This is a genomic window from Pseudomonas sp. KSR10, from assembly GCF_022355455.1.
Classification (GTDB): domain Bacteria; phylum Pseudomonadota; class Gammaproteobacteria; order Pseudomonadales; family Pseudomonadaceae; genus Stutzerimonas; species Stutzerimonas stutzeri_E.
The window spans coordinates 765,178-779,598 of record NZ_JAKOEN010000019.1; the positions used below are offsets into that span (position 1 = coordinate 765,178).

Sequence of the window (14,421 nt, forward strand, 5' to 3'; positions counted from 1 at the left end):
GCCCGGCCGATCGGCAAAACGTTATTGGCCGTCGCCGTCATATAGCAGCGGATAGACCAGCATGCCCACTGCCTCGTTGAGCAGCATGCCGTTCTGCCAGACGGCTTTCGACTCGGGCAGCCATCCCCCGAACGGCCTTCCGTTGGGTACGCCGACGAAGCCCACGGGCGCCGGGATGACTTCAAGTCCGAACCGCTCGAAGCACCAGCGTGACCTTGGCATGTGCGACGCCGAGGTCACCAGAACAATTCGTTCGATGCCACCTGCCTTCAGCAGCTCGGCACTATAGCGTGCGTTTTCCCAGGTGGTGCGGCTGCGCTCCTCGAGCCATCGGGTTTGAGTCGCAAAATCGTGCTGCAGCGTTTCAGCAGCGAGCAAGGCTTCGCTGGGAGGTTCACCATAGTGCAGCCCCCCACTGGCGAGGATCGGCAGACCGGAGGCCTTGGCCAGGCGCGATGCATAGCGCAGCCGTTCAAGGGCGATATGGCTGGGCTGATCGCCTTCCCAGGCGGGATCGGCCTGCTCTCGGCCGGCGCCAAGCACCACAATCGCCTGCGCCCGCTGCTCGAGGCCGCTCCACTGCGATCGATCCAAAGCCACTTCGCTTTCGATCATGCGCGCCGCCCACTCCACCGTGACCGGCAAGCTCATCAACCACAACCCTCCGAACCCCAGCACGAAACAGAGCGCGGCCAGACGCGGCGCACGACGTCTAAGCCACCAGGCGGCGAGCAATAGCAATAACAGGCCACCCGGCGGCAGCAGCAGTTGTTTGAAGAAATAGCGAATCGGCATGTGCAGCTCCGGCAGATCGGTCGCTGCAACTTTACATGCCAGGGCGTCCGTTTGTCGGCAGCACGGACGCCGTCAGTGCTTTGGGTAGGTATGTAATCGCTGCCTCGCTCGGAGCAGTTGAGAGCCACAGGCCGAACAGGCGACCGGCCCTGCACCCTCCGGCCAATTCACGCTGGCGCCGCATAGCGCGCAATTCATCGCCTGCTGGAGGGACAGGGGTGCCTGCTTGCTCCGTTTGCCCGGATGAGGATGATGGCGCAGCACATTGCGCAGTGCCGGGCGCGTCGCCTGGCGCACCAACTGTGCCTGTTCTTCGGCCGCCGCATGCCAGCCCGAAAGCCATTGCGAATCCTGCTGCAGATAAGCGCGGATCAGATCGAACTCCGCCGGCGTCAGCCCACCGACTTCCAACTCGGTCGCGCCGGCATCGCTGCCCGCGGTCCGTTCCGCCTCTTCCAAGGCCACCGTCAGCCGCTGCAGCACGCGTCCGTAAAGGTTGCCCTCATCTGCTTGGCGCTCTTTACCCATGATTCACCTCTTCGTTCGTCCCGCCCCCTGTACAAGCGTAGCTCACACCAGAACGACGACGATGCCCGCGACCAACGGGGCCGTGCGGCGCCGGCAAATCGGGTTTCCCTCGGTCACGGGGGGTCATGTATGCTACGGCGCTTCCATGCTTTCGCATTCAGCCCGTTGCGCCGCCGTCTTCGCCAGGTCTCACCCGGCATTTCCGCAGCCCGTGGCCGCTTAGCGAACAGCCAGCCCCTATTCAACGCCAGTAGCCATGCACGAACAGTATCAGCCCCGCGAGATCGAAGCCGCCGCGCAGTCCCACTGGGACGCGCAGAAATCCTTTGAAGTGAGTGAACAGCCAGGCAAGGACACCTTCTACTGCCTGTCGATGTTCCCCTACCCCAGCGGCAAGCTGCACATGGGCCACGTGCGCAACTACACCATCGGTGACGTGATTGCGCGCTACCAGCGCATGCAGGGCAAGAACGTGCTGCAACCCATGGGCTGGGACGCGTTCGGCATGCCCGCCGAGAACGCGGCGATGAAGAACAAGGTCGCGCCGGCCAAGTGGACCTACGAAAACATCGACTACATGCGCACCCAGCTGAAGAGCCTGGGCTTGGCGGTCGATTGGACGCGGGAAGTCACCACATGCAAGCCCGACTATTACCGCTGGGAGCAGTGGCTGTTCACACGGCTTTACGAAAAGGGCGTGATCTACCGCAAGAACGGCACCGTCAACTGGGACCCGGTCGACCAGACCGTGCTGGCCAACGAGCAGGTCATCGATGGCCGCGGCTGGCGTTCCGGCGCGCTGATCGAGAAGCGCGAAATCCCCATGTACTACTTCAAGATCACCGCTTACGCGGATGAACTTCTGGAGAGTCTGGACGAGCTGGACGGCTGGCCCGAGCAGGTCAAGACCATGCAGCGCAACTGGATCGGCAAGTCGCGCGGAATGGAGATCAGCTTCCCCTACGACGTCGCCAGCATCGGCAGCGAAGGCGTGATGAAGGTATTCACCACCCGTCCCGACACGCTGATGGGCGCCACCTATGTTGCCGTGGCGGCTGAACATCCGCTGGCCACTCTCGCTGCCCAGAACAACCCTGAACTGCAAGCATTCATCGATGAATGCAAGCGCGGCGGCGTCGCCGAGGCGGATATTGCCACCCAGGAAAAGAAAGGCCTCGCCACCGCTCTGCGCGTCCAGCACCCGCTGACCGGCGAGCTACTGCCGGTCTGGGTCGCCAACTACGTGCTGATGAACTACGGCGAAGGCGCTGTGATGGCCGTACCCGCCCATGACGAGCGCGACTTTGCCTTTGCGAGCAAATACGATCTGCCTATCAAACCGGTGGTGCGCACCAGCGCTGGCGACGAGACGCCTGCGCCTTGGCAGGACGCTTATGGCGACCACGGTGAGCTGATCAACTCCGGCGAATTCAATGGCCTGGACTTCGATGGCGCTTTCGACGCGATGGAAGTCGCTCTCCAGAACAAGGGCCTCGGCCAGGCTCGCACCCAGTTCCGCCTGCGCGACTGGGGCATCAGTCGCCAGCGCTACTGGGGCTGCCCGATTCCGATCATCCATTGCGAAACCTGCGGCGATGTGCCGGTACCGGAAGATCAGCTGCCGGTGGTTCTGCCCGAAGACGTGGTCCCGGACGGCGCCGGTTCGCCGCTGGCACGCATGCCGGAATTCTATGACTGCAGCTGCCCCAAGTGTGGCGCCGCAGCCAAGCGTGAAACCGACACCATGGACACCTTCGTCGAATCGTCCTGGTACTTTGCCCGTTACGCTTCGCCGCACTACGACCAAGGTATGGTCGACCCCGCCGCAGCCAATCACTGGCTGCCCGTGGACCAGTACATCGGCGGCATCGAGCATGCGATCCTGCACCTGCTCTATGCGCGCTTCTTCCACAAGCTGATGCGTGATGAGGGGCTGGTCAGCTCCAACGAGCCGTTCAGGAACCTGTTGACCCAGGGCATGGTTGTCGCCGACACCTACTACCGTACCCTGGAGAACGGCGGCAAGGACTGGTTCAACCCGGCCGACGTCATTGTCGAGCGTGATGCCAAGGCCAAGGTCGTCGGCGCCAAGCTCGCCAGCGACGGCCTACCGGTGGAGATCGGCGGCACCGAGAAGATGTCCAAGTCAAAGAACAACGGTGTCGACCCGCAGGCCATGATTGATTCCTACGGCGCCGATACCTGCCGCCTGTTCATGATGTTCGCCTCGCCACCGGACATGAGCCTGGAATGGTCCGATTCCGGCGTCGAAGGCGCCAGCCGCTTCCTGCGCCGCGTCTGGCGCCTGGCGCACGCCCATGTCAGCACTGGCGCCATCGCCCCGCTGGACATTTCCAGCTTGAGTGATGAGCAGAAAGCCGTACGCCGGGCCATCCATCTGGCCATCAAGCAGGCCAGCCAGGATGTCGGTCAGCACCACAAATTCAACACGGCCATCGCACAGGTGATGACCCTGATGAACGTGCTGGAAAAGGCCGCTGCCGAAAGCGAGCAGGATCGTGCGTTGCTGCAGGAAGGTCTGGAAACCGTCGCCCTGCTGCTGGCGCCGATCACCCCCCACATTTGCCATGAACTCTGGCAGCAGCTGGGTAAAAACGGCGCGATTATCGACGCCCAGTGGCCGAAGGTTGACGAATCTGCGCTGGTTCAGGACAGCCTGACGCTGGTTGTTCAGGTCAACGGCAAGCTGCGCGGGCAGATCGAAGTGCCGGCCGGTGCCAGCCGCGAGGCCGTCGAAGCCAGTGCACGCGCCAACGAGAACGTGGTGCGTTTCACCGAAGGCCTGACCATCCGCAAGGTCATCGTGGTGCCGGGCAAACTGGTCAATATCGTCGCTAATTGAATTCGCCCTGGCGCAGTGCGCCAAGGCTGACAAGGGGATAACAAGATGATCAAACGCAATCTCGCGGTGGCCGGCCTGGCCCTGCTCCTGAGCGCCTGCGGTTTCCAGCTGCGTGGCACCGGTGACACCAGTTTCGCTCTTGATGAGCTCAACCTTGAGGCCCGCGACAGCTATGGCGAGACTGCTACGCAGCTCGAAGAGCTACTCAAGGACAACGGCGTACGCGTCTATCCGGGTGCGCGCTACACCCTGGACCTGGTACGCGAGCAGACCCGCCAGCGCACCGCCAGCTATACGACTGCGGCGCGCAGTGCCGAATACGAACTGACCAGTGTGCTCGACTACGAATTCCGCGGCCCGCAGAACACCGTTCTGCTACAGGACAGCGTTGAGGTGCAGAAAGTCTATGTACACGACAGCAGCAATCTCATCGGTTCCGACCAGGAAGCTGGCCAGCTTCGTCAGGAAATGCGCCGCGAAGTCCTGCAACAGCTGAGCATGCGTATCCGCGGCATTACCCCGGCGGAACTCGACAGACTGCAACAGACTGCCGAAGCCAAGAAGCGTGCAGAAGCCGAGGCCATCGAAGCACAGATACGCGAGCAGAGCTCACAGCCGCAGCAATCCCCCATCGAACTGCCCATTCAGTGATGAAGAGGCAGCCACCGCCGGTGGCTGCCCTCTCTCGAACGCATGAAGCTTTCCCCAGCCCAACTCGCCAAGCACCTGCAAGGCCCCCTATCGCCAGTCTATGTAGTCAGCGGCGATGAGCATCTGCTCTGCCAGGAAGCCTGCGATGCCATCCGCGGCGCCTGCCGTCAGCAGGACTTTACCGAGCGCCAGGTGCTCAACGTGGAGACCGGCTTCGACTGGGGACAACTCATCGAAGCCGGTGCAAGCCTTTCGCTGTTTGCCGAGAGACGCCTGCTGGAGTTGCGCATCCCCAACGGCAAGCCTGGCGACAAGGGCGCCGCCGCACTGATCGAGTACCTCGCGCGTCCCGCCGAAGACACCGTGCTGCTGATCAGCCTGCCCAAGCTCGACGGCAACACGCAAAAGACCAAGTGGGCCAAGGCGCTGATCGACGGCAAGCAGGTGCAGTTTCTGCAGATCTGGCCGGTGGACGCTCAACAGTTGCCGCAGTGGATTCGCCAGCGCCTATCGCAGGCCGGACTGGCCGCCGATCAGGACGCCGTGGAGCTGATTGCCGCGCGTGTCGAGGGCAACCTGCTGGCCGCCGCGCAGGAAATCGAGAAGCTCAAGCTCCTCGCCGAAGACGGCCAGGTGACGGCCGAGACGGTGCAGGCGGCCGTCGCCGACAGCGCCCGCTACGACGTGTTCGGCCTGATCGATGCGGCGCTACTGGGCCAGCCGGAGCACATCCTGCAGATGCTCACGGGCCTGCGTGGTGAGGGTGTCGAAGCGCCCGTCATTCTCTGGGCCGTGGCTCGCGAGGTTCGCCAACTGGCCAACATTGCACAGCAGTACAGCCAAGGCGTGCCTCTCGATCGCGCCTTCAGCCAGGCCCGCCCTCCGGTTTGGGACAAGCGCAAGCCGTTGGTCAGCAAGGCGCTGCAGCGCCACGACGCCGCAGGCTGGCAACGCCTGCTGATGGATGCGCAGCGTATCGACGAGCAGATCAAAGGGCAGGCCGAGGGTGACCCCTGGGTTGGCTTGACGAATCTATGCCTTCAGCTGAGCGGACGACGGATCAGGCTGTAGCGCTTATCGCTTCAAGCCGCTATGCCGCCATGGGTTCTGGACATTTTTTGTACAGACCTTATGATGCCTCCGCTCGATCACGGGCAATCAGGAGAGAGATGATGAGCAAGCAACGAAAACGGCCAAACAAGGCTAAATCACTGGTGGCGCAACCCCTGTTTCGCAGCCGCCAGGAACAACCGAAAAAAGGCAAAGGCAGCTACCGCCGTGAAGCCTCCCAGTCGACAAACTGGGAGGCTTCGGTCCTTCTGGCGGCTTGAAAAGCCAAGCAAATCAAAGCGTGTTAATGTCACGTGCCATTGACTTGCCGAGAGTGGTGCATGCTTTACACCTTCGTTCCGATATTGCTGTTGCGCACCCTGATTGCCGGATCAGCCCTGAGCATCATGGTCGCTTGCGCCGCCGAGCCCGCCATGCCGGACACACCCGGTCAGCCGTTGCCGGCCAGTATTGAGCGCACCTCGAGCGAGCCGGCTGAATCCGCTCTGCCACAGCAAAGCTTCGCGCAGTGGCGCGACGCGTTTCGTAGTGAAGCCCTTCAGGCCGGGATATCCGCCCAGCTGTTTGACCGCGCCTTCGCAGGGGTAACACCTGATCCGAGCGTTATCACCGCCGATCGCAGCCAACCGGAATTCACCCGACCGGTCTGGCAATACCTGGACGGCGCCCTTTCGCGACAACGCGTCGATGGCGGCAAACGACTGTTGAGCCAACATCAAGCGACGCTGGACGACATAGAAAAGCGCTACGGCGTCGACCGCACTACCCTGGTGGCGATCTGGGGGCTGGAAAGCAGCTATGGGCAAATCGTGGGTGACAAGGGCGTGATCCGCTCGCTGGCCACTCTCGCACACGAAGGTCGACGCCCCGACTTCGCCAAAAGCCAGCTGTTGGCAGCGCTGGAGATCCTTGACCACGGCGATGTCACTGCCGATCAACTGCGCGGCTCCTGGGCTGGTGCGATGGGCCAGACGCAGTTCATTCCGACCACCTATAACACCCACGCAGTGGATTTCGACGGGGACGGCCGTCGGGATATCTGGAACAGTTCGGCCGATGCCCTGGCCTCGGCCGCGCATTATCTGCAGGCCTCAGGATGGAAAGCCGGACAGCCGTGGGGTTTCGAGGTCCGCCTGCCTGAAGCATTCGACTACGCACTGGCCGATAGCAGCATCCGCAAGCCGTTGGCCGAATGGCGTCGCCTGGGCCTGAGCGGGCTGCCCGCAGGCATGGACGAGGCGAGCGCCAGCCTTTTGCTTCCTGCCGGTTACCGTGGCCCTGCGTTTCTGGTAATGGATAATTTTCGGGCGATCTTGCGCTACAACAATTCGTCGTCCTATGCGTTGGCGATCGGCCTGCTGTCCGAGCGCTTCACCGGCGCGGGCCAAGTGCGCGCAAGCTGGCCGCAGGGTGAGCAGCCCCTGAGTCGTTCCGAGCGCCTTGAGCTGCAGGAGCGTCTGGCAAACCAGGGCTTCGACCCTGGCGCTGCCGACGGCATCATCGGGGCCAACACCCGAAATGCGATCCGTAGTTTCCAACAACAGCTGGGCTGGCCCGCCGACGGTCACCCGACCCAGGAGTTGCTCGGCCGGCTGCGCGCAGAGCCTTAGCGAGCGTGGCCGAACGATTCGGCCACGCTTTGCCCAGAGCCACACACTCCCGCGAGCAGTTGCGCAGCGTCGGAGCCTGTACTCGTCAGTAGTACAGCCCTCTGTTAGCCCCCATGAAGCGCAGGTGTAGTTCAGCCGCGGGACAACACTGGCGACGCCACAGCACGGCCCCTGCGGCAGCCGACTGCACGCCTCGCTGGGCGGACTGAACGGTCAGCGCCTGTGATAAACTGCGCGGCGGCCACAAGCCGCCTCGTCCACGGAGCCTCTAGCGGAGCCCAGAAAGCCGATGTCCGAAACCTCCCAGCCCAAGACCGTTGCCAGCGGCGAAAAATTCCGCACCACCCAGGGCATCACCGCGATCAAGGACGGGCAGAAGCGCCGCGCCTCGAGCGAACCCCAGGTGTTCGAACCCAAGCCCAAGTGGCTGCGAGTCAAGGCACCCAGCGGTAGCCGCTTCGAAGCGGTCAAGCGTAATGTCGGCGAACACCGCCTGAGCACCGTATGCCAGGAATCCCACTGCCCGAACATGGGCGAATGCTGGTCCAACGGCACAGCCACCATCATGCTGATGGGCTCGGTGTGCACCCGCGCGTGCCGCTTCTGCGCGGTGGACACGGGCAACCCCAACGGCTGGCTGGATCAGGAAGAGCCACAGAACACAGCCAAGTCGGTGGAGCTGATGGCGCTGCGCTATATCGTGCTGACCTCGGTAGACCGCGACGACCTGGACGACGGCGGTGCCGCGCACTATGCCGCCTGTGTTCGCGCCATCAAGGAGCGCACCCCGCAAGTGGTCGTAGAGGCCCTGACCCCGGACTTCGACGGAGACCTGCAAGCCATCGAACGTGTAGCGGACTCTGGACTGGAGGTCTTCGCGCAGAACGTCGAGACGGTCAAACGCCTGACCCGTGAAGTGCGCGACCCCCGCGCCGGCTACGAGAAGACCTTGCGCGTGCTGGAGCATGCCAAGCGCCATCGTCCGAAGATGCTGACCAAGACCAGCCTGATGCTGGGCTTGGGAGAAAGCGACGAGGAAGTGCTGGAGACCATGGATGACCTGCGCGCCATCGGCGTGGACATCCTGACCCTTGGCCAGTACCTGCAGCCAACCCGCAACCACCTACCGGTCAAGCGCTGGGTCACCCCGGAAGAATTCAACCGTTTCCGCGAAATTGGCCTAGAAAAAGGCTTTATGGAAGTCGCCGCCGGCCCGCTGGTGCGCTCCAGCTACCGAGCCGACCGGGTGTTCGAAAAGAACAACCTGGGACTGGCCGCTCCGGTGCCGGTTCCAGGCCAGCCGTTCGATAGCAGCCTGATTCCGACCCTCAATCTGAACTGATCGGGTCGAACAACGCCTGCCCTCAGGCCGAGCCTGGGGCAGGCGTTTTTGTATCCGCATGCCTCGCCGCTCAGACTGAATAAGCACGCGCCCCACCTAGCAGCCTATTACTGTACCCGCCAGGGTCTGCTGCTGCGCGTAGCCGAGGTGCTTGACCAGTTGTTCACGCAAGCGGGCGCTGACTTCGGAAAAGACTACAGGGCCAGCGATCAGATCAGCCAACTGGGTCATGGCCATGCCGGCGTAGCCGCAGGGATTGATCCGCCCGAAGGGCTCCAGATCCATGTCCACATTGAGCGCCAGACCGTGAAATGAACGCCCGTTACGGATGCGTAGGCCGAGCGAAGCGATCTTCGCTCCCTCGACATAGACGCCTGGCGCGTCGGGCTTGGAGATGGCCTGTACATCGTAGCTGGCCAGCAACTCGATAAGACTCTGCTCGATGCGATTGACCAGGTCTCGGACACCTATGCCTAGCCGTCTGACATCCAACAGCAGGTAGCACACCAGCTGCCCTGGGCCATGGTAGGTCACCTGCCCACCTCGGTCAGCCTGAATCACCGGAATGTCCCCGGGCAACAGCAGGTGCTCGGCCTTGCCGGCTTGTCCCTGGGTGAATACCGGCGGGTGCTGCAATAGCCAGATCTCGTCATCGGTGGCCGGCCCACGCTCATTGGTGAAGCACTGCATCGCCTGCCAGGCAGTCTGATACTCCACCAGCCCGAGCTCGCGAACACCGAGCATCACCGCACCCATTTCCGAAGACCAGCTTTACATGCACCGCATACAAATGCTGTGACAATCAGGCTTGCCGGCAGCGGGCAGCCACTCATCAAAGCACCATATGCACGCGCCCGGTCGCGCGCAAATCCACGTGAATCGCCTGCAACTGATCGACACTGGTCGCGGTGATCAACACCTGCACGGAGAGGAAGCGTCCGTTGCGGCTGTCGCGAGTCACCAGCGTGGTCTCGTCAAAATTCGGCGCATGCCGGCGGATCACTTCTATTACCGCCGCGCTGAAGCCCTCGCCCGCGTCGCCGATCACCTTGATCGGATAGCGCTCACAGGGAAATTCGATTTTTGGCGCAGGTGTTTCGCTTTTGCTTTCGGTCATGGCGACGGACTCGTGATCCGTAAGCGCGCTCGGTGAGTAACCAGAGCGCACTCAGGTGGCATCAATTGAAAAGATTGAAGAAGAACAGCTGAATGCTATCCCAGAAACGACGGAACAGCCCGCCCTCCTCCACGGCCTCCAAGGCTATCAGATCGGTGCTCTGCAGCACCTGACCATCAAGAGTGACCTCGACTTTGCCCACTACATCGCCCTGCTGAATAGGCGCTGTCAGTTCCGGGTTGAAGGTCAGCCCGGCCTGCAGCTTGTCCATCTGTCCGCGTGGAAGGGTCAAGGTCAGATCATTCGCCAAGCCGGCACTGATCTGATCTTGCTGGCCCTTCCAGACCCGGGACTTCGCCAGTTCGACGCCCTTCTGGTAGAAGGTCCGGGTTTCAAAGAAGCGGAAGCCGTAGGTCAGCAGCTTTTGCGTCTCGGCCGCGCGAGCCTGCTCGCTATTGGTGCCGAACACGACACTGATCAGACGCATACCATCGCGCACTGCGGAAGCTACCAGGCAGTAGCCCGCCTCCTCGGTATGCCCGGTTTTCAAGCCATCGACGGTCTTGTCACGCCACAGCAGCAGGTTACGGTTGGGCTGCTTGATGTTGTTCCAGAAAAATTCCTTCTGGGCGTAGATATCATAGTGCGCCGGATCTTCATAAATGATCGCGCGAGCCAGCTTGGCCATGTCGGCCGCTGAAGAATAATGCTCCGGATGGGGAAGCCCGGTGGCATTCATGAAGTGGGTGTTGCTCATGCCCAACCGCTGCGCCGTGCTGTTCATCAGGTCGGCGAAGGCCTCTTCGCTGCCAGCGATGTGCTCAGCCATCGCTACACTGGCGTCGTTGCCGGACTGGATGATGATGCCATGCAGCAGATCGTCGACTGAAACCTGCGTGTTGACCTGAATGAACATCCGCGAACCACCGGTACGCCAGGCCTTTTCGCTGACAGTGACCATGTCGCTGCCGGAAATCTGACCCTTCTTTATCTCCAGCGTGGCGATATAAGCCGTCATCAACTTGGTCAGGCTGGCCGGCGGCAGACGCTCGTCACCCCCGGCCTCGACCAGTACCTTGCCGCTGGCCGCATCCATCAGGACGTAGGACTTCGCCGCCAGCTGCGGCGGTGACGGAATGATCGGCTCGGCCCAGGCGACCGGCGCAACGAGCAGCACGGTAAGGAGGAACAGTCGGTGCACGAGGGTGGTGATAGTCATTGCTCTCTCAGAAATTGATGTTGGCAAAAATGATGTCGAATCGGTGCCGCTTATCCAGCAAGGGAGCGTGCAAGCGTCAATCGTCACGTACGCGCCGCGGGTTTCCCAAATTTGCGAGACGGACGCTCTGTTCGAGCTGCGCCGCTTCATCCGCTGAGTCGATTGGTCCAAGGCGCACCCGATGCAGAATCTGTTCCTGATGAACCACCGAACTCACGAATACCGGGGCAGCAGTAATGCTGCTGAGCTTGTCACGCAACAGTTGGGCGGCGTCTGGGTTGGCAAACGCACCAACCTGAAGAAAGACCCCTGGTCTGGCTGAGGTCGACTTGTCGCGACGTTCGACCTGGACTGGCAAGGTTGCAGCGGCATGCTGTGCCGGGGGCGGCGCGTACTGCTCGACAGGCTGTGAAAGCGCGCGACCGGAGGGCTTGCTGGTCACTTTCTGCGGCTGCGCCAGCACCATCGGTGCCGGCCGGCCACGTTCGGCCCACCACTGTTCGGGGTCGATCCCTTCGACCTTGACCCGTGCTGTCCCGGTCTCCGCGTAGCCCAGCTTTTTCGCTGCGGCGAAGGACAAGTCGATGATCCGATCCGAGTAAAAAGGCCCACGGTCGTTGACCCGCAGCACCACCGTCTTGCCATTGTCGAGGTTGGTAACTCTCACGTAGCTGGGCAGCGGCAACGTCTTGTGTGCCGCGCTCATGCCGTACAGATCGTACTTCTCGCCATTGGCGGTCGGCTGACCGTGGAATTTGGTGCCGTACCATGAAGCGGTGCCGGTCGCACGGTAGTTACGACTGTCGCCCAGCGGGTAATAGGTCTTGCCCAGCACGGTGTAGGGATTGGCCTTGAACGGCCCGTTATGCGGCATCGGTGTCGCATCGGGGATACTGGAAACATCGACGTCCCACCATGGGGCGCCGTCCTTGTGAGGCCGTGAATAATCAGCAGGGCCGCTCATACCCACACTCGGAGCAGGCGCTGGCGATTGCGACTTCGGCGGGGAGGAGCAACCCGCGCCGAGGGCAGCGACGGCTATCGCCGCCAACAAACGAATTCTCATGGCATGTCCCGCGCCTGAACCATCTGCTCGGCGAGCTGGTGCACCGCCAAGGCGTACATCACGCTACGGTTGTAGCGCGTGATGACATAGAAATTAGGCAAGCCTACCCAATATTCGTCGCCTTCGGCACCGTCCAGACGGAAAGCCGTTACCGCGGTGTCATCAGCCGTCTGCGTCTCGGCCTGCCATTGCCAGCCGAGTTCACGCAGCTCAGCCGCATTCTTTACCGGTTCGAGGCCCTCGGTCAGGCCCTCGTCGTACCGCTCACCCTTGACGGTCGCCCGTGCCACTACTGGTGCATCGGTAATCCAACCGTGCTGTTTGAAATAGTTGGCGGCGCTTCCGATGGCATCGACCGGGTTCTTCCAGATGTCGATATGACCGTCGGCGTCGAAGTCCACAGCGTAGGCGCGAAAGCTGCTCGGCATGAATTGCGGCAGGCCCATCGCCCCGGCATAGGAACCGGTGAGGGTCAGCGGGTCGACCTGCTCCTCACGCGCCAGCAACAGGAACTCCTTGAGCTGCTGACGGAAGAACGGCTGGCGCGGCGGATAATCGAAGCCCAGCGTGGACAGGGCATCGATAACACGATAGTTGCCGGTGTTGCGGCCGTAAAAGGTTTCGACGCCAATGATCGCGACGATGACCTCGGCCGGCACGCCATATTCCTTCTCAGCGCGCGTAAGCGCAGCCTCGTTTTCGCGCCAGAAATCGATCCCCTGGGCGATTCGCGAATCGGTGATGAAGATCGGTCGATATTCGCTCCAGGGTTTGACCCGCTCTGCCGGCCGAGAGATGGCGTCAAGAATCGCCTGTTTGCGCTCCGCCTGGGCCAGCATTTCAACCAGTTGCTCGCTGGCAAACCCGTAATCCTGAGTCATTTCTCGAACGAACTCGGCGACCTTCTCGCCCTGGTAATCGGCAGCGAAAGCTCCAGGAGAATTGGTGAACACACCGAAAAGACCTGCTCCGCAGAGCACTCGCGCCAACCAGCCACGTCGTAATGGATTCAAGAAATTCACTCTATTCAAACCTGCGTGATCCACTTGCGGTGGGTGTGGATCGACATCAAAACCCCGAACCCCGATAGCAGGGTCACCAATGAAGTGCCGCCAAAACTGATAAAGGGCAGCGGCACCCCTACGACCGGCAGTAGCCCGCTGACCATACCGATATTGACGAAAACATATACGAAGAACGTCATGGTAAGCGCGCCGGCAAGCAACTTGCCAAACAGCGTCTGCGCCTGAACCGTGATAACCAGCCCCCGGGAGATCAGCAGCAAATACACCAACAGCAACAGACAGACGCCGACCAGACCGAACTCTTCGGCTAGGACCGCAATGATAAAGTCCGTATGGCTTTCGGGCAAAAAATCCAGATGTGACTGGGTACCCATCAGCCAGCCTTTGCCGAACACTCCGCCCGAGCCAATCGCCGCCTTCGACTGGATGATATTCCAGCCGGTTCCCAGGGGATCGCTCTCCGGATCGAGAAAGGTATGTACGCGTTGCTTCTGGTAGTTATGCAGGACGAAATACCACATGGCCACAGCAACCGGCACCAGAGCTGCAATCGCCCCAAGGATCCAGCGCCAGCGCAGCCCGGCGATGAACAGCACGAACGCGCCAGAAACCAGTACCAGCATCGATGTGCCCAAATCAGGTTGTTTGAGAATCAGCACAAAGGGCGTCAGGATGAGCCCCAGGCTGACCAGGGTGTGCTTGATCCCTGGCGGCAAGGCGCGAGCGGACAGATACCAGGCGATCGTCATCGGCATGATGATCTTCATGAACTCGGACGGCTGAAAGCGAATCACGCCGGGAATACTGATCCAGCGAGTCGCGCCCATCGCCGTGTACCCGACGAAGTCCACCGCCACCAGCAGCGCGACGACGAGCAGATAGCCGAGAGGAACCCAGCGCGCCATGAATCGCGGCTCCAATTGCGCAATGACCACCATGGCGCCCAGGCCGATGCCGTAAGAGGTGGCCTGCTTGAGCAGCAAGTCCCAGTTCTTGCCACCCGCCGAATAGAGGACGAACAGGCTGCCCGCCGCCAGTAGCAACAACAGCAGCAGCAACACGCCATCGATGTGCATGCGTTGCAGCAGCGTCGCTCGCCGGCGCATCACATCGGAGGTCGAAATCGTACGATCG

At 61.7% G+C, this 14,421-nt stretch carries 14 protein-coding genes; 6 read left to right on the plus strand and 8 right to left on the minus strand.

Annotation, left to right across the window (positions count from 1 at the left end; translation table 11 throughout):
• Positions 1-21 precede the first annotated feature (21 nt).
• Together MCB86_RS12505 and MCB86_RS12510 are read right to left on the minus strand one after the other, a co-directional pair.
• Positions 22-795, minus strand: coding sequence for a YdcF family protein (locus MCB86_RS12505; RefSeq protein ID WP_239611131.1), 774 nt, complete (start codon positions 793-795; stop codon positions 22-24).
• Positions 796-867: 72 nt separating this feature from the next.
• The gene (locus MCB86_RS12510) at positions 868-1,323 is read right to left on the minus strand and encodes a hypothetical protein (RefSeq protein ID WP_196298703.1); all 456 of its coding nucleotides are present in this window, start codon (positions 1,321-1,323) and stop codon (positions 868-870) included.
• Positions 1,324-1,579: 256 nt separating this feature from the next.
• Between MCB86_RS12510 and leuS the strand changes: the two genes are divergently transcribed.
• The 6 genes from leuS (at position 1,580) to lipA (ending at position 8,860) form a co-directional block, all read left to right on the plus strand.
• Positions 1,580-4,186 (plus strand): leucine--tRNA ligase, encoded by a 2,607-nt coding sequence (gene leuS, locus MCB86_RS12515; protein WP_239611132.1) that lies wholly within the window; start codon positions 1,580-1,582, stop codon positions 4,184-4,186.
• A gap of 45 nt (positions 4,187-4,231) precedes the next feature.
• On the plus strand, positions 4,232-4,837 hold the full coding sequence (lptE, locus tag MCB86_RS12520; RefSeq protein WP_045163814.1) for an LPS assembly lipoprotein LptE: 606 nt from the start codon (positions 4,232-4,234) through the stop codon (positions 4,835-4,837).
• Between the two features lie 42 nt (positions 4,838-4,879).
• Positions 4,880-5,908 carry a DNA polymerase III subunit delta gene (gene holA, locus MCB86_RS12525; protein ID WP_239611133.1) on the plus strand — a complete coding sequence of 343 codons (1,029 nt, stop codon included), beginning with the start codon at positions 4,880-4,882 and terminating at the stop codon, positions 5,906-5,908.
• A 101-nt stretch (positions 5,909-6,009) separates the two neighbouring features.
• Positions 6,010-6,168, plus strand: coding sequence for an alternative ribosome rescue factor ArfA (gene arfA, locus MCB86_RS12530; protein WP_021209677.1), 159 nt, complete (start codon positions 6,010-6,012; stop codon positions 6,166-6,168).
• 60 nt (positions 6,169-6,228) lie between these two features.
• Positions 6,229-7,518, plus strand: coding sequence for a lytic murein transglycosylase (locus tag MCB86_RS12535; RefSeq protein ID WP_239611134.1), 1,290 nt, complete (start codon positions 6,229-6,231; stop codon positions 7,516-7,518).
• A gap of 289 nt (positions 7,519-7,807) precedes the next feature.
• A complete protein-coding gene (gene lipA, locus MCB86_RS12540) occupies positions 7,808-8,860 on the plus strand; it encodes a lipoyl synthase (RefSeq protein WP_045163817.1) in 1,053 nt (350 codons plus the stop codon).
• Between the two features lie 96 nt (positions 8,861-8,956).
• Here the strand turns inward: lipA and lipB are convergent, their stop codons facing one another.
• From lipB to rodA, 6 genes are all read right to left on the minus strand, one after another.
• On the minus strand, positions 8,957-9,616 hold the full coding sequence (gene lipB / locus MCB86_RS12545) for a lipoyl(octanoyl) transferase LipB (RefSeq protein ID WP_239611135.1): 660 nt from the start codon (positions 9,614-9,616) through the stop codon (positions 8,957-8,959).
• A 76-nt stretch (positions 9,617-9,692) separates the two neighbouring features.
• Positions 9,693-9,977, minus strand: coding sequence for a DUF493 domain-containing protein (locus tag MCB86_RS12550; RefSeq protein ID WP_045163819.1), 285 nt, complete (start codon positions 9,975-9,977; stop codon positions 9,693-9,695).
• A 61-nt stretch (positions 9,978-10,038) separates the two neighbouring features.
• A complete protein-coding gene (locus MCB86_RS12555) occupies positions 10,039-11,196 on the minus strand; it encodes a D-alanyl-D-alanine carboxypeptidase family protein (RefSeq protein ID WP_239611136.1) in 1,158 nt (385 codons plus the stop codon).
• Between the two features lie 76 nt (positions 11,197-11,272).
• Positions 11,273-12,262 (minus strand): septal ring lytic transglycosylase RlpA family protein, encoded by a 990-nt coding sequence (locus MCB86_RS12560; RefSeq protein ID WP_045163821.1) that lies wholly within the window; start codon positions 12,260-12,262, stop codon positions 11,273-11,275.
• Positions 12,259-13,242 carry a lytic murein transglycosylase B gene (gene mltB / locus MCB86_RS12565; RefSeq protein ID WP_045164360.1) on the minus strand — a complete coding sequence of 328 codons (984 nt, stop codon included), beginning with the start codon at positions 13,240-13,242 and terminating at the stop codon, positions 12,259-12,261. The genes MCB86_RS12560 and mltB overlap by 4 nt, the downstream gene beginning before the upstream one ends.
• A gap of 47 nt (positions 13,243-13,289) precedes the next feature.
• On the minus strand, positions 13,290-14,393 hold the full coding sequence (gene rodA, locus MCB86_RS12570; RefSeq protein ID WP_196298709.1) for a rod shape-determining protein RodA: 1,104 nt from the start codon (positions 14,391-14,393) through the stop codon (positions 13,290-13,292).
• Between the last annotated feature and the right edge of the window lie 28 nt (positions 14,394-14,421).